The 14798-nt window shown below is 48.9% G+C and carries 18 protein-coding genes; 3 read left to right on the top strand and 15 right to left on the bottom strand.

Annotated features, from left to right (window positions below):
- Window positions 1–60 precede the first annotated feature (60 nt).
- The 11 genes from A8990_RS25535 to msrA form a co-directional block, all read right to left on the bottom strand.
- The gene (locus A8990_RS25535) at window positions 61–357 is read right to left on the bottom strand and encodes a DNA-primase RepB domain-containing protein (protein ID WP_181909779.1); all 297 of its coding nucleotides are present in this window, start codon (window positions 355–357) and stop codon (window positions 61–63) included.
- A 102-nt stretch (window positions 358–459) separates the two neighbouring features.
- Complete coding sequence (locus A8990_RS25530; protein ID WP_116191867.1) at window positions 460–954, bottom strand: hypothetical protein; 495 nt, start codon at window positions 952–954, stop codon at window positions 460–462.
- A gap of 119 nt (window positions 955–1073) precedes the next feature.
- Entirely contained in the window at window positions 1074–2294 is a 1221-nt protein-coding gene (locus tag A8990_RS25525) for a multidrug effflux MFS transporter (RefSeq protein WP_116191866.1), read from the bottom strand.
- 168 nt (window positions 2295–2462) lie between these two features.
- Window positions 2463–2756: a hypothetical protein gene (locus A8990_RS25520; protein WP_245996216.1), complete on the bottom strand. Its 294-nt coding sequence runs from the start codon at window positions 2754–2756 to the stop codon at window positions 2463–2465.
- A gap of 95 nt (window positions 2757–2851) precedes the next feature.
- The gene (locus A8990_RS32315; RefSeq protein WP_245996215.1) at window positions 2852–3286 is read right to left on the bottom strand and encodes a DUF1003 domain-containing protein; all 435 of its coding nucleotides are present in this window, start codon (window positions 3284–3286) and stop codon (window positions 2852–2854) included.
- Window positions 3262–4584 carry a prolyl oligopeptidase family serine peptidase gene (locus A8990_RS25510; protein ID WP_245996214.1) on the bottom strand — a complete coding sequence of 441 codons (1323 nt, stop codon included), beginning with the start codon at window positions 4582–4584 and terminating at the stop codon, window positions 3262–3264. Before A8990_RS25510 ends, A8990_RS32315 begins: the two co-directional genes overlap by 25 nt.
- 123 nt (window positions 4585–4707) lie before the next feature.
- Window positions 4708–5046, bottom strand: coding sequence for a hypothetical protein (locus A8990_RS25505; protein ID WP_116191864.1), 339 nt, complete (start codon window positions 5044–5046; stop codon window positions 4708–4710).
- A gap of 127 nt (window positions 5047–5173) precedes the next feature.
- Window positions 5174–5683: a DnaJ family domain-containing protein gene (locus A8990_RS25500; RefSeq protein WP_116191863.1), complete on the bottom strand. Its 510-nt coding sequence runs from the start codon at window positions 5681–5683 to the stop codon at window positions 5174–5176.
- Window positions 5684–5859: 176 nt separating this feature from the next.
- Entirely contained in the window at window positions 5860–6642 is a 783-nt protein-coding gene (locus A8990_RS25495; RefSeq protein ID WP_116191862.1) for a sporulation protein, read from the bottom strand.
- A 95-nt stretch (window positions 6643–6737) separates the two neighbouring features.
- On the bottom strand, window positions 6738–8033 hold the full coding sequence (locus A8990_RS25490) for a histidine--tRNA ligase (protein WP_116191861.1): 1296 nt from the start codon (window positions 8031–8033) through the stop codon (window positions 6738–6740).
- A gap of 282 nt (window positions 8034–8315) precedes the next feature.
- On the bottom strand, window positions 8316–8834 hold the full coding sequence (msrA, locus tag A8990_RS25485) for a peptide-methionine (S)-S-oxide reductase MsrA (RefSeq protein ID WP_116191860.1): 519 nt from the start codon (window positions 8832–8834) through the stop codon (window positions 8316–8318).
- A 278-nt stretch (window positions 8835–9112) separates the two neighbouring features.
- Here msrA and A8990_RS25480 point away from each other — a divergent pair, with 278 nt between their 5' ends.
- A complete protein-coding gene (locus A8990_RS25480; RefSeq protein ID WP_116191859.1) occupies window positions 9113–9436 on the top strand; it encodes a hypothetical protein in 324 nt (107 codons plus the stop codon).
- Between the two features lie 92 nt (window positions 9437–9528).
- Here A8990_RS25480 and A8990_RS25475 read toward each other — a convergent pair whose 3' ends face one another.
- Window positions 9529–10059: a hypothetical protein gene (locus A8990_RS25475; protein ID WP_116191858.1), complete on the bottom strand. Its 531-nt coding sequence runs from the start codon at window positions 10057–10059 to the stop codon at window positions 9529–9531.
- 144 nt (window positions 10060–10203) lie between these two features.
- Complete coding sequence (locus A8990_RS25470; protein WP_116191857.1) at window positions 10204–10602, bottom strand: (R)-mandelonitrile lyase; 399 nt, start codon at window positions 10600–10602, stop codon at window positions 10204–10206.
- Between the two features lie 115 nt (window positions 10603–10717).
- Here A8990_RS25470 and spoVB point away from each other — a divergent pair, with 115 nt between their 5' ends.
- Entirely contained in the window at window positions 10718–12265 is a 1548-nt protein-coding gene (gene spoVB / locus A8990_RS25465; protein WP_116191856.1) for a stage V sporulation protein B, read from the top strand.
- Window positions 12266–12414: 149 nt separating this feature from the next.
- Here the strand turns inward: spoVB and A8990_RS25460 are convergent, their stop codons facing one another.
- On the bottom strand, window positions 12415–13224 hold the full coding sequence (locus tag A8990_RS25460; RefSeq protein WP_147306866.1) for a hypothetical protein: 810 nt from the start codon (window positions 13222–13224) through the stop codon (window positions 12415–12417).
- A gap of 175 nt (window positions 13225–13399) precedes the next feature.
- Between A8990_RS25460 and A8990_RS25455 the strand changes: the two genes are divergently transcribed.
- Window positions 13400–14470: a lactonase family protein gene (locus A8990_RS25455; RefSeq protein WP_116191854.1), complete on the top strand. Its 1071-nt coding sequence runs from the start codon at window positions 13400–13402 to the stop codon at window positions 14468–14470.
- 78 nt (window positions 14471–14548) lie between these two features.
- Here the strand turns inward: A8990_RS25455 and A8990_RS31875 are convergent.
- Window positions 14549–14798: group II intron maturase-specific domain-containing protein (locus tag A8990_RS31875; RefSeq protein ID WP_342772946.1), on the bottom strand; the 250-nt coding region annotated here is incomplete at its 5' end.

Genomic DNA, 14798 nt, shown 5'->3' with positions numbered 1-14798 from the left:
CGGCCTGAGTTCGAAATCCGCTGCATTGCAAATAAAAAAAGCCGCGAATATCGCGGCACCTTATAACGATAAAGTTAATCGCCTGATGAGCTCGGCCTGCGTGAATGGCCGTTTCCTCCCCCAACGCTTTACACGAACAAGGTAAGGGCTTGACGGATTCTTCCGGTGGTAGAAGCCGGGTACACGCATGACGCGGGCAAGATCCGTGATTTTGGGATCAGAGTTGAATTTGCGGACAAGCGCTTGCTGTATAGGCACGAACCGGCTGAGCGCTCCATTCTTGATTGCCCAATAGATATGATATCCATTTTTGGTTTCCACGATGAGCGAACCGCGAATCAGCTTACGGTGTTTCACAAGGAATCTCCGTTTCGCTTGCCGCGCAAAGCGAGCAGCCGGTAACGTCACCCTATATAAAGCAGAAAAAGTCGCGGGTTTCGCGGCTTTCTACAGCTCCATCTATCTCTTGTTGTTTACATGTTTGTGGACCATGTCCTTCATCGCAGACACCGTTGTTCGCTTATATCGAAGTCCCAGCCGAAGCACCTGCAGCTGCTGCCTGCGAGATAGGCTCTTGAACTGAGGCTCCTCCTTCAAGAAACGCCGGATAATCGCCCAGCTGCTTGCTGGCGTTCGTTCTCGCTTCATATACGGAACCTCATACGGCAAATTCCTCTTTCGTATACGATGCATGAACGAATCCAACTTGGCTGACGCTTTAGACTCGTCAACAAGACAAGGCGCGGCTGTTTTCCTCGTATGCTTCGTTAGATAATCATAATGGCTGCTGCCACTTACTATAACGTAGCCGCCAGCTTTCTTGTTCTTCCGAACAATCATGAGCTGCATGCAATCCTGCGCGGTCCGTTTCAGTTCCTTGATTCGATTGGTAATCTGCGTCGATAGTCCGGGTTTAATCTTCTTAAGGGGGATATACTGAACCGTATATCTCATGGCATTCACCCACCCCTTCAAGGTTTTCTTATATATATGCAAGGACCCAAGCTCGAGCCACCTTTACATATGAAATTTTCGATTGCTTTTCCCTCAAATGCACAAAAAAAAGCCGCGATTTACGCGGCTTTCTGGTCATTCGTTTTCGATGCGTGTCCGGATCTTCCGAGGAAGAAGTAAGCGAGAATTGCAGTGGTGCTCGACACGAGTATGATGACGCCAAGCGGAACTGCTGTGTCTTCACCTGCGATGCCAACCAACGGAGCGACAACTGCACCAAGAAGGAAAGGAACAACACCAAGCAACGCAGCCGCGCTCCCCGCCATGTTCGCTTGACCTTCCATCGCCAGCGGAAATGCAGCCGTGGATGTAATGCCGATTGCAGACACAAAGAAGAACAATGGAATGACTAGTGAGAAAAGCGGTCCATGAACGGTAGCTACCACCAATACAGCGACGCTAGCTAGCAAAGCAAGGGCTAAGCCGAATAAGAGTAACGCTTGCTCGGATACACGATGTGACAACCGTCCGACGATTTGCGAACCGATGATTAGGCTGATCCCGTTCGAACCGAACAAGAGAGCAAATACTGTCGGGCTGACGCCATATATATTTTGATAAATGAATGGCGTTCCCGAAACGTAAGCGAAGACACCGGCGATCATAATGCCCTGAGCCAGCATGCATCCTAGAAAATGACGATCCCGCAAGAGCATTCCATAGTTGCGGATCTGATGTCCGAAATCCATAGGACTGCGACGCTCCAAAGGCAGCGTTTCCCGAAGACGCATCTTGGTCATCGATAACAGGAACGTTCCGAGCAGTGCGAGCGCGATAAAGACGCCAATCCAAGACGTAATGGACAGTACGCCGCTTCCTGCAACCGGAGCTGCAAGAGGTCCCAAATTGCCCACAAGCACTAACAACGAGAAGAATTTTGTCAGCTCATTACCGCTATACAAGTCACGTGCAATCGCACGCGAGATAACGATACCTGCTGATGCTGCAAAACCCTGGATAAACCGGAATGTAATTAATAGTCCGATATTTGGTGCAAATGCGCATGCTAACGATGAGGCAACATAAAATGCCATCGATATTAGCAGTGGATTTCGTCTTCCATATACGTCGCTTAGCGAGCCCATCACCAGCTGGCCTACGCCAAGTCCAAGCAGACAAGCCGTCAAACTAAACTGGACGAGTGATGCCGTGGAATGAAACTGTTTGACGATCTCCGGGAATGCCGGTAAATACATATCAATCGTAAATGGTCCAAGTGTCGAAAATAAGCCCAGCAGCAGCGCCAGTCCAACTACGGACTGATTGCTCTTCGCGGCCATGACAATCCCCCCTATTCTTCTTCATAAATGAAGAAGCACGCCAGAAATGGCGTGCCCCATAGCATTATGTAAGAATATAAGAGCTGAGCGGATACGTCAAGTCCCTAAATTTTGTAGAGTTACTCTAGAATCGTAATTGACTCTCCATTCCTAGATCTTGAATGGAATTCAAACAATCGGATTAGGCACGAAAGCGCCGCCCCGGCAGCGTTTCAAGTAGTGCAGCGCATGGACTTGGCCGGTCATTTCCAGCTCGTCCTTATAGACCGGGTCATGCCAGCCTTCGATATCAATTGTTCCTTGATAATTCGCTTGCATCAGAATCGTTATAATATCCGACCAGTTCGTGTCGCCGAATCCCGGCGTGCGGTCCCAAACACAACGGTTTGGTCCGCGTATGCCGTATTCTCGAACGATATCCCAAGCAATCGTCGCGTCTTTGCCATGCACATGAAACACCATGTCCACCCGCGCTCTCATTAGCGCATCCGGATTGTGCATGAACACAAAAAAAATCCGTGCAACTCAATGATTTCTGCTCCATTCATGCTGCCGTTCTAGCGTTCAGAATTCCGCTGCATAGCTGCCAGTCTCGCTTCAATCGAAGTAAGCACCTGCTTTATCTGAACTAGTTCATCATTAAACTGTTCCTTGTTGCTGACACCGTTCGCCTCAATACGGTGCAGATGATTTTGCATATCCTCGATTTCTTGTTCGGCTTTATAGTTAATGGCGAAGTCGATCACCGATTCGTGCTTATCCCGGGCATTTTGCCGATTCTGGCTCATCATAATGATTGGCGCTTGAAATGCAGCTACCGCAGCAACGAATTTCGCATTCATCAATCGATTGGAGCTGCAATTACAGTCGGAGTTCGCGAAATAATTGTGATGCAGCTTGATCTCGAATCGTTGAATGATAGGAGAAATGCCGTTCACTCCCACATTAAGGGAGCGAACGGCATTTTTTACTTGCTTTGCCGTGCTAGCCACGACATCAGCGTGACTTCCTTGCCTTCTTCGACAACCGGTTTACCATCATAATCCAGGCGACAATCATCGTTCAACGCATAGATCCATGTGAAATGACCATGGTAGACATAGGGTTTTTCGCCTTCTTCCGTAAACAAGCCATGCAAATCGACCACGTTGTCAAAGTAGGAGAAGTGCACGTTCCGAGCACCAGCCTCGATCAAACGTTTATAAGTCGGGACCACCGTCTCTTCCGGTACCACGATGGTATCATCCTTGGCATGTGTGAACCAGATCGGTATCTGTTTAATCGCATTAATGTCTTCGTCGCTGATAGTTTCATCATAGAGAGCCTCGCATACCGGATATGCCGCCGTGAAGAAATCCGGGTAATCGATCAACATCCGCATCGTCATAAATCCGCCATTCGAACAGCCCCCGAGATAGATCCGGTTCCTGTCAATCGCCACATCATTACGGACGATGAACTCATCAATCGCAGCCTTTAATGCTTTCACGTACATGGATTTTCCCGACCTGCCGTATTCTCCGCTGCCATCGTCCAACCAGAAAGTTGGGGCTTGGGGAACGAAAAGGAAAGCTCCGCCAAATTTAGACTGAATATCCTCGCTTGCCAAGTTCACGACCTTGTTACCCGCGTAGGCAATTGCCGGATCCTGACCGCCCTCTCCTCCTCCGTGCAGCCAGATGATCAGCGGATACTTGCCTCTCCCGGTCTGGGGCACGAAATATCCATACTTGAGAGGTTCTTCTGCGTTGGATGAGATGCCATGAAGAAAGCCTTCGGTTTGCTTCGTCGTATTCCCTGCGCATAAGTCGAATACGAGTCCGCTCAGCATTTCGCCCTTAGCAGCTATTTCCGCAACCTGTGTGACCCTGTAATCGCTGAAGACAAACTCGTTCATCATGTTCGGAGCAGCAACTTCGGCGGACAATCCGAGCGGCTCGGCTTTCAATTCCAAGGTAATGTAATCTCCTCGCTCGCTTCGCACGCCATTCCGGCATGATGGATAAGCTTCTTTCACCAAGCAGTAGCCTTTGCTCGGTATCTTCTCATCACGCTCAAACCAGCTCTTCGGCAGGAGATGAACTTCTCCCCGATTATCTTTGCGCTCCACATAGACACTGAAACAATTGGCCTTCACCGCTTCAGCGGTTACGCTTGCTTTCAACGGCAGCACAAGCTTGGTTACGTATGGACCGAAATCCGTTACTTCGCTGATTTTATAATAAACATTTCCCATCCGGTTGCCCTCCCATTCGCTCTTCTTCAGCTTCATTCCTATTGTATTGGACAAGGGTGCGTGCTGCTTACTAGTAAAACGACTTCCAACTTTTGATATACCGACATTACATGCAAAAAGGCTGAACCGCTTAGGCTCAGCCTTTCTGTATAGAACGAAATATAAATTTTGCTGACTCTATAATAATGGAGAATGTGAAGTATGAAGCTCAAGCGTGTAATCTTCGAGCGCTTGTTTGGCCTGCTCCACATCTTCCTTGTGAACCTGCAGCTGTACGGCGGAATAGTTAGGCGATGTGTGCATCGTACCGGCTGCGATGCCAGCTGTCGGCTGAGCGCCCTCTTCGCGAATACGGGACCGGATGCCGCGGCCGTGTAGATAAGCATGCTTATTCTGTAATTCTTCCGCTTGACTTCCAGGTGCGGTCAGAACTGTTCTGTAGCGGCTTGTGCGGGCAATAAGGATCACTAAAACCAAGAACACAGAGACACCAACGACAATCAAAGTAGCATTCATCGTGATTCACCTCTTCGTTCCGGGGAAGTATTTTCCCCTGTTTCCATTACCTTAACCAGCACCGAACAGTCGTGAAACAGCTGATCAAGCCCATTTACATGAATGCATATGGATTCGGCTGGAGCCTTTACGATTTCCAACGTTCGATTTGCTGCCGCCAATTCTCTCGAGTTAGCTTCCACTTCTGCAGCACCGGGCTAGGCACCATGCTGTTGTACTTGTTAATTTTCTCGTTAATATCGCCCAGTTCAGATTCCGAAATAGCTGCGGATCCCGTTTCGAGAAGCCGCTGTAATTGATCTCGGATTTCATGCTGCAGCGTGAGCCAGGGCGGCAAGAAATTCGACTCTTTAAGGATACTATTCATCATATCGCCTGATGAGACGTGAAGCGGCTTGCCTTTACCGGCCAGATGCTCAAAAGCCCCTTTCCGTTCCTGCTCTCGATACATTTCGCTGATCCAATCCTGTGCGGACATGCCTGAGTTCCAATATTGTCTGGATGGTACCGCGGTATCCGTTGCTGGCATATCGCTCGGCTTAGTATCGGGTTGTACCTCGTTTGTTTCAAGTGGTGCTGGTGTTGGCGCTGCTTCTGAAACGATCGGCTTTTTATTCTTCTTAAACCAGAATCGCATATTGTCCACCGCCTATTCAGGTTAATATACCGGAAACGCTTACACTATTATTGTACATAACAGAGGAGTACAGCGTACCGATAGAGTTTGGCGGTTTGATGAATACGTTGGTTTTGTTCGATGAGCTAAATAAAAGCCCCTCCTGCAAATTGCCAGGAGAGGCTTCTCATCATGTATTAGTGCGCAAATTCACTTATCGTCTCTGCCAGTTGATCTGCAATATAGTTCGTGCCATTAGCGAGCTGGCTGCGGTCGAGACGTAGACGGACGAAGCTCTCGTCGGTATCGAACGCGTCTGCGAACAAGCCGGAGAGGCCGCGAGCTTTGCGGTCGATTTGGAGCAGCATTTCGATGCCGCTCTCCGTTGGGCTGAAGATGATCTCCAGCTCATCAAGCTGTCCGCGGAACTGGGACGTCGGCACGAACTCGAACTCTTGCACGAAGGGCATGCCGGTCATTCGTCCAAAATGCGGCGCATGTTCACAGGACACTTCACGAAGGCGGAATCCAAGCAGCTTCACGGCTTCCAGTACGGCTTCTGCGTGAGGATGCGGCAGAACCTCAAGATAGTCACGATCTTTCGGATCGATCGATTCTTTGATCTCTAGCCCCGTCCGAATCCAGACCGGTGTGTGGCCCATCGATACCGGCGTACAGGGCGGCAGCTTGAAGGAAACTGGAAACTCGTACACCTGCTCCGCCTGCACCGTGAATTTTCCGGCTAGAGGGAACTTCGCGATCATCGCGTCATGTTCAACCTTCGAATCATTATGTTCTTTCAAGTAACGGGTCATCACATAGGCGTAAACGTCGTCGACCTCCTGGTCGACGCGGCCGCCTTCAATCCGGACAACCCCATTTACGGTATCCCCTGCACGAACTACATCCTCGTGAAGCATAAGATCAACTTGAGCTGCGCCGATACCGACGCTCGCGAGCATTCGCTTGAACATGGACATATACTAAAAACCCTCCTAGAGTATGCATGCTCCCTAATACGGTGCAGAATAGGCAGTGGTTTCACAGCTACAGCTTCCTGCCAAGTTATTACTTATTAGGTCCAAATCGTCATTCTATTCTGCAAGAGATAGAGTGCTTCCTCAACCTCTACAACCGTTTCCGACATTTCGTTCATATCTTTCAACCGCAGTTTACCTGCCTGAGCTTCACTCTCTCCAATCAAGATCACATATGCAATACCTTTCGCCGAAGCACTCGCCAATGATTTTTTTAATTTCCGTTTCGTCGTATCTACTCTTGTCCGTATACCGGCATTTCTTAATTCCGCTGCGACTTTTAACGCTTCAGAGATCGTGTCCCCAATCGGTAGAACAACTACCGAAGGAGACTGGAGTTGCAGATTGTCCCGGCTGCTAATTAACTCCATTAATGATTCCATCCCGAATGATAGCCCTACCGTTGGATATTGCATATCCTCTTTGCCAATCAGCTGACCGATTATGGCATCATACCTGCCTCCGCCGCCTAAGCTGGAAGTAAACGAATTTGTAGCATCGAAGATTTCATAAACAGTTCCGGTATAGAACGATAATCCGCGCGAGAGAAACGGGTCGAATTTGCAAGTTTGACCTAATCCCAACTCCTGAATTAGCTTCTGTAAAGCTATGACCTCCATCGAGCCTGGTGATCGCTGAACCCCGCATTTACTCGAGATTTGCTCAAACGTCGGGTTATCCATCTCGATCAGCTCCATTAGTGAGCTAATTGTGCGGCTATCTAGTTCCTTGCCCGCTAGCTCATTCTCAATCTCGTCTTTTCCAATTTTCTCCTTCTTATCGAGAGTCAGCATTACGGTTAGCTTCTTATCCGATGAGATTCCGATTGCTTCAAGAACTTCTCCTAAGAAGCGTCTGTTATTCCACCTTAGAACGATCGGGATATCCAATCTTCTAAACACTTCAGTTGCTAATTGCATGAGTTCGGCCTCTGCCTCAGGGCCCTCTACACCTACTACATCCACATCACACTGTATAAACTCGCGTAAGCGTCCGCGTTTGACGGGTCCATCTCGAAATACTTTGCCCATCTCATATCTTTTGAATGGAAGCTCGATACTCGGGTTTAACGCAATCACTTTGGCGAAAGGTAACGTTAAGTCATAGCGCAGACCGAGACTTCGCTTACCTTGATCCGTCAACTGGTACATTTCTTTGAGAATCTCATCGCCGCCTGCATATTTGGAAGTCAACAGCTCCAGCTCATTTAAGATCGTTGTATCCATTCCGTTGAAATCATACAGCTCGAATACGTCCTGCAGTTCAGCTTGAACATACGTTCTAATCGCTCTTTCCTTGCCAAAGTAATCGTAGGTTCCTTTCACATTTTGCACGATCGTTAGTCCCCTTTCTATTGTCGGAAAATAAAAAACGCGCCGGACCCCATGGTCCTGCGCGCTTGATATGCCGCAGGGAGGCCAACGCGAAATGCGTTAGCCCACCCCGTTGTTAAAAAGGTGTGCTAACGCTCTTTGTGATGATGAAGTTGATTTAGCATGATTGTTTTCATGGTTGATCTCCTTCGGAAATGCTTGATTTATGGTGATTATAACGAACTACGACTTCTCATGCAAGGGGTTGGAGTACCCTGCTAGTTTAACTTTCTATGGCGGAGGCTATTTCTTCCAGTGCTCTTCATGAAAAGCATCGCGACCCGAGTTGATCCGCTCTTCCTTATATTCCTTCGGGTTTTTGCTGTGATAATTTTGGTGATATTCCTCTGCAGGATAGAAAATGCCAGGTGGTTTAATCTCAGTTACGATCGGTTTATCGAACCGCCCGCTATTCGCAAGCTCTTCTTTCGACTTCAACGCAAGCTGATGTTGTTCTTCATTATGATACAGAATAGCTGTACGATACTGACTGCCGCGGTCAATATACTGTCCTTCATCGTCTGTAGGATCTATTTGCGGCCAATAGAGCTCAAGCAGCTTCTCATATGGGAAGATGGCCGGATCAAACGTAATCTGGACAACTTCCAGATGCCCCGTTGTACCCGTCTTTACTTGTTCATAGGTAGGGTTCTCGACGGTACCGCCCATATACCCGGATAAAATACCATGTATTCCTGGTTGCTCTTCGAACGGGCTTACCATGCACCAGAAGCAGCCGCCAGCGAAAGTTGCTTTTTGCATCACATTCTCTCCTCAATCCGCTGTTTTGTCTTTTTCACATCTTGGAGTGATATGTTGAATTATACGCTTCATTTTCTTGGATGTACAACGATCCGGTATTCGATACCGAATCACGGATCTATTATAGTCGCGAACAGCGGAACCAAAGTCGGAACCTTCCGGACGGTCATTCGCGCACATTCGACGCAAAGGATTCGGGCATACTTTTGAGGCGCCTTACTACCGTTTTTCCTGTACAAGCATATGATAGAGCATCCCAGTTTGAGAGGGGGACGACTATGGCAGGTGCTAAACTCTTTATCAATAATACGGACGCGACCCTGCAGATGATACTGTTTGTGCGTGCGGGAGAAGAAGTGTACAATCAGGCAGATGCAGTGCTTTTTACGCTAGATCCACAACAATCAAGAGAGATATCCTACGGCAATGACTCCAACATCTTTCTTAATGGAATCTCGCTCTTCACGATCTATCAGGGCTGCCTTTATAGCAAAATCCAATTTGCAACCGAACGCGGAAGCTCGCAGGATAACGCGCTGAATACGAACAGTGTTATCTCCGTTGTTCTCTCGAACACGGACTATGTATTCGAATACAGCTAAGCAAAACAAATAAGCTAACAAGCTCGAGGCAAAACTCAACCCCGCATCACATATGTGAAGCAGGGTCTTTTTGTGCAGCTATGTGCGGCAATTTACTTATTCCATGACGTTTCCGTTTTATGCTCGATTACTGCTGCAACCTTCTTCGCAATATCCTTTTCCAAGGAGTCACGTTTGCTCTTCGGGACTTCACCTTTATTTTCAGCCTGAATTTGTCCCTCAATCTGTGTTTCAGAGATTGCCTCAATCACTTCTTTTTCAGTTACATGTCTAGATGCTGCAATCTCAAGGACAGACTTTCCTGTTGCCAGCTCATCCTTCAACTCTTGCGCGCTCATCTTCAATAACGAGAACAATTTAACATCATTAAGGAAATAATCAGCAGTCGGATCGGGCTTACCATTACTTGAGAACATACCTTCCACTTTAATCGTTGCAGGTTTGTGCTCGCCTTTTAATACAGCATCAACTTCTGCCGCGGTTGGTTTTTTGTCGGTTGTTGGTCCAACTTGTTGAACTTGAACTTCTTGTTGTTGCTGAGCAGCATAAGCGCTTGCCGCCCCTACCAAAAGTACTGCAGAAAGACCGATTGCACTGAATAACTTTGCCTTATTCTTAATCATGTTAATTACCTCTTTCCAACTGTATTTGCTCTTGCAGAACTAACTATAATGGGAGCAAGTTAAGATGAAGAGAAGATCAAATCAAGGTTATGACAAGATTTCCGGCATCCGGAAGCAAAAAAGGGAAAGAGCTGTGCTCCTCCCCTATTGTCCCTCATACTCCGAATCGCTTACATGCTCCATCCATTCGACCGCTTTACCATCCAGACGCTCTTGTATGGCAATATGGGTCATGGCTGTCGTTGGCGAAGCTCCATGCCAGTGCTTCTCGCCCGGCGGGAACCAAACAACATCTCCTGAACGAATTTCTTCGATTGGACCTCCCTCGCGCTGCACCCGTCCTTGTCCGAACGTTACAATGAGTGTTTGCCCGAGTGGATGAGTATGCCACGCTGTCCTTGCCCCAGGCTCAAAAGTAACGCTGGCAGCAGCAACCCTTGCTGGATTTGGCGCTTCATTAAGCGGATCGATACGAACTGTCCCTTTAAAATAATCGGCTGAACCTTTTGATGATGGCCGTGACCCAATTCGTCTAATTTCCATAATCTAAATTCCTCCGCTATAGTTATTCGTCTACCATCGTTCCCCACAAGACAAGTTCGCATGCTTTGCCGGTTCATGAATACATTTAAGTATTCGAAGAACAGGAGGTCCCAAGATGGCTCTAAAGAAGGAATCGTTCATGAGAGGAACGATGGCCTTGTCTGTCGCTGCGTTTATCAACCGGATCCTTGGTTTTATTAGCGGGATGTATGTCGCTCGCGTGTTAGGCGCGGAAGGAATCGGCTTGTTAATGATGGCACATCCTCTCGTGCCGCTCGTCATTACAATTACGGAGCTCGGCTTGCCTGTTGCGATTTCGAAGCTTGTCGCGGAAGCTTACGCACGCGATGAGAAGGAGAAAGTCAGGCGCATTCTGTACGTCTCGCTGTCGGTGACCACCTTCTTGAGCGTGACGCTCACCACCTTCTCCCTGCTTGGCTCCCATTGGATCGCATCCATCCTGCTGAGCGACCAGCGTGCATATTATGCCATGCTCGCGATTACCCCAATTGCACCGATAGTCGCAGTATCCGCCGTGCTGAAAGGGTACTTCCGAGGCATTCAGCAGATGAAGATCATTGCTGCTTCAGATGTGCTGGAGTATTCGGTACAGATTGCTTGCGTCCTTGCCTTGGTGCATCTTCTCTTGCCTTATGGGGTTGCTTACGCGGCAGCGGGTGCAATGGCAGCTTCAGTTGTGAGCGAGGCAATCAGCTTGTCGTTTCTCGCGATTAGCTACAAGCTGCGCGGTGAAGCCAGAGCGCCTGGCGAGACATGGGCGGGACACATAAGGCATGGCAAACAAACTTTAAACGAGCTGCTGCAGATCGGACTTCCTACAACAGGTCAAGGCGTCGTGCAATCGGTATACAGCGCATTCCAGCCCTTGCTCATTGCAACCAGCCTCGGCTTAGCTGGCCTTAGTACGGCATTGGCCACGAAGCAGTTCGGGATGTTGGCGGGATATGCGTTCCCGCTTCTCTTCATGCCAAGCTTCATCACGCAATCATTGTCCACGGCGCTAGTTCCCGCCATCGGGGAGGCAGCCGCGAACAAGAATGATCGACTCGTTCATGAGAGAATGAATCAGGCGATGCGTTTAGGCTTGCTGATCGGCGCCCCGGCAACCGTTATTTTGTTCGAATGGGCAACGCCCCTAACGACTCTTGTCTACAAGACGCCCGAAGCAGGACTGCTGCTCAAAATCTTAGCACCCATGTTCTTCCTCCATTACTTCGACGCTCCAATGCACGCCATTCTACTCGGACTTGGCAGGGCGAGTGCTACGCTCTGGAACTACATCATCTCTACGGCATTCAAGGCGATTGCGATATTCGTATTTGGCAGCCAATTCGGCATCGTCGGCATCACCTTCGGCATCGGCATTGGAATCGTGATGCAAACGCTGCTCAACTTCTTCTCCATATCCGGCTCGATCGGAATCTATATGAGTATTCAGCCGTATCTAATGGTCACTGTCTCTATGCTGCTCATGGCGATCAGCGGACATTGGATGTTTGACTATCTAACCGCGGTCCAGCATCTCTCGCTCGTATGGAGCGTCGTCGACTCGATCATCTGTGCGCTGATGGTGTACTTCGTTGCCTTCCTATCGTTGAATGCTATACATAAGGCAACCCGTACGATTTTGATTCCGCGTTAGTAGCTAGTCCAACAGAAGCAGCCGAGCTTTCTTCTAAGCAGGCTGCTTCTATTTTTTTTGCAGTAGCAAGTCGACTGTACCCACCATTTTCCTTTTGCTGTATACGGCTCGTACGTAGAAAAAACAGCTGACCGCAACGGCCAGCTGTCCTAGAGTACAACCTTCTTGAGTCCCCAATTCAAAGTCGAGACGTACATGCAGTCCCCGCAGCTGGATAGATCGGTTACCGGATAACCGGTCAGCATCGATCGCATAATTACCTGAGATTCGAGCATCTGAATTCGGTACAGTCCCCGGCTCGAACAAGCATGCACGCCCGTTTCCGTCGACTTGAGGGAATAGATCGTCACATCTTCGAAGTCGCTAACGATGAATCCACCTCGTTGATTCCCCAGAACCAGCCCTCCGCCCATACTCGCTCCAACCAATCGACTCTGAACGATCGCCATGCTTGTCACACCCGTTCCGAGAGGGAAATCCGCTGCCGAATCCGTATACCGGTCATAGAGGGAAATGCCCTGACTTGTGCCGAGTATGTAGTACTGGGGAGTAAGGAGCAGATCGTATATCGCCTTGTTTGCATAGGCAACGCTCTTCCATTGCGTACCGATTTTGAACCAGATCCCGTATTCTGTTGCTGCTGCAAGAATGGCGCTTTTCTTGACGACTTGGTAGCATGGAATCGTGATATCGGTTAGAAACCAACTGTTGGAATCGTGGAAGAATAACCCTTTATTCGTGCAAAGGAAGAATGAGCCGTCAATGACTTGCAGCCGGTTTACAATGACACCGTCCGGCAATCCATCATCTGCTGGGGTCCATCTCCCGTCGGCACTTTTTCGGAACATGCCCTTCCCGAAAGCAGCAGCGAACATGCTATCCCTGCTCGCGCTAATGGACAAAATATCTGGCGATGGACAATCGGTCACATCGGAAACAACTTTAAATGGAGTTACCATACGGCCATGCCACATCCTTATCAACTAGAAGTGATTGATTTGTTATTGTTCTATAATAGTTGATAATGATTCTCATTGTCAAACCTTGCAATCAACAAGTGTCTTTTCATGCGAATAATGGTAAAATGCTAGTTTAGAACGAATACATTTCGATATCTGGAGGGTGTGCTTCACTATGGCTTCGACTTTTGCCTTTATCGGCTCCTATGCGAACGCGAACGAACCTGGCATTTATGCTTGTGCATATGACACACAAACTGGCGATCTTACGCTGATTGGTCAAGCGGATGGCCTGCAGAATCCGACTTTCCTCGTCCCGAACGGAACGAATCGGACGCTTTATACGATTATGGAGGGCAAGAATGCCGAAGGTGGAAAATGCGGCGCTGCTGCTGCGTACCGTTTCGACCCTGCGAATGGCAGCTTGAATCGCTTGAACGAAGTCGTTACACTTCCTGCTACAACATGCCATATTACAACTGACGCGGAATACCGGATTGCTATGACCGCGAGTTATCATGGCGGTATGATCAGCCTCTCTCCGATTCTTGAGGATGGCAGCATTGGGGAGACAGCAGATATTAAGCGTCATGAAGGTTCCAGCGTGCATCCTGCACAAACACAGGCTAGAGCGCATTCGGTGATCGTCGACAACGCCGGCCGTTATGTTGTGGTGTCCGATCTCGGCATGGATACGCTATTCGTCTATGAGCTAGACATCACGAACCAACGATTCGTGTTACATAATAAGACCGCCATAACTCCTGGATCAGGCCCGCGCCATTTCGTCTTCCATCCGGAGCTGCCATACGGTTATGGCATTAATGAATTGAACAGCACAATAACGGTGTATGCATACGATGGTAAAGCAGGACAACTCACGGTCGTGCAGACCATCTCCACGCTGCCTGAATCATTCGATGGGGAAAATGGCACTGCGGACATTCACTTGTCTTCGGACGGCAAGTTCCTGTACGGCTCGAACCGTGGACATGATAGCATTGCTGTCTACTCTGTTGATCCGTCTGATGGTCACATCGAGCCGATCGAATATGTGCCTACGCTTGGCGGTCATCCGCGGAACTTCGGCTTGTCGCCAGACGGACGCTTCGTGCTTGTCGCGAATCGCGATGGCAACAATATCGTCACGTTCAGCCGTGATGCCGAGACGGGTAAACTGCAGCCAACAGGCAGCGAGCTTCACGTATCCAAGCCGGTATGCATCCGCTTCGCTGACATAACATAATCGAGTAGGAGGAGGCGGCTAGCCTCCGTCCTCTCACACCACCGTACATGCGGGTCCGCATACGGCGGTTCCAAAAGGTTAACAAAGCTCCAAATAACGAGAAAGCATACTCTTCAGCCCTTTCACTTCCCAATAGGAAGTCGGAAGGGCGTTGTTTGTGTTTCGGGACATTTCCCATGCACCACGCCTTGAATTCGCCATGATCAGACTCGCCCATTTTGGTACGCCAAGTGCTCGAAGCTCGCGGATCCGGGTGCGTACCCGTTTCCATTGCTTCCACAGACACATTCGAAGTCTTCGGCGTATCCATTGATCGAATCGTTCGCAG

Origin of the sequence: Paenibacillus taihuensis, assembly GCF_003386535.1 — a bacterium.
GTDB classification, from domain to species: domain Bacteria; phylum Bacillota; class Bacilli; order Paenibacillales; family Paenibacillaceae; genus Paenibacillus_Z; species Paenibacillus_Z taihuensis.
Note: the sequence above shows the minus strand (reverse complement) of the source record. Positions and strands in the feature narration are given on the sequence as shown.

Coding starts and splice junctions, on each gene's coding strand:
- A8990_RS25530 (WP_116191867.1), bottom strand. CDS start 954: ATGAGATATACGGTTCAGTATATCCCCCTTAAGAAGATTAAACCCGGA.
- A8990_RS25525 (WP_116191866.1), bottom strand. CDS start 2,294: ATGGCCGCGAAGAGCAATCAGTCCGTAGTTGGACTGGCGCTGCTGCTG.
- A8990_RS25520 (WP_245996216.1), bottom strand. CDS start 2,756: ATGGTGTTTCATGTGCATGGCAAAGACGCGACGATTGCTTGGGATATC.
- A8990_RS25505 (WP_116191864.1), bottom strand. CDS start 5,046: ATGAATGCTACTTTGATTGTCGTTGGTGTCTCTGTGTTCTTGGTTTTA.
- A8990_RS25500 (WP_116191863.1), bottom strand. CDS start 5,683: ATGCGATTCTGGTTTAAGAAGAATAAAAAGCCGATCGTTTCAGAAGCA.
- A8990_RS25495 (WP_116191862.1), bottom strand. CDS start 6,642: ATGTCCATGTTCAAGCGAATGCTCGCGAGCGTCGGTATCGGCGCAGCT.
- msrA (WP_116191860.1), bottom strand. CDS start 8,834: ATGCAAAAAGCAACTTTCGCTGGCGGCTGCTTCTGGTGCATGGTAAGC.
- A8990_RS25480 (WP_116191859.1), top strand. CDS start 9,113: ATGGCAGGTGCTAAACTCTTTATCAATAATACGGACGCGACCCTGCAG.
- A8990_RS25475 (WP_116191858.1), bottom strand. CDS start 10,059: ATGATTAAGAATAAGGCAAAGTTATTCAGTGCAATCGGTCTTTCTGCA.
- A8990_RS25470 (WP_116191857.1), bottom strand. CDS start 10,602: ATGGAAATTAGACGAATTGGGTCACGGCCATCATCAAAAGGTTCAGCC.
- spoVB (WP_116191856.1), top strand. CDS start 10,718: ATGGCTCTAAAGAAGGAATCGTTCATGAGAGGAACGATGGCCTTGTCT.
- A8990_RS25460 (WP_147306866.1), bottom strand. CDS start 13,224: ATGGTAACTCCATTTAAAGTTGTTTCCGATGTGACCGATTGTCCATCG.
- A8990_RS25455 (WP_116191854.1), top strand. CDS start 13,400: ATGGCTTCGACTTTTGCCTTTATCGGCTCCTATGCGAACGCGAACGAA.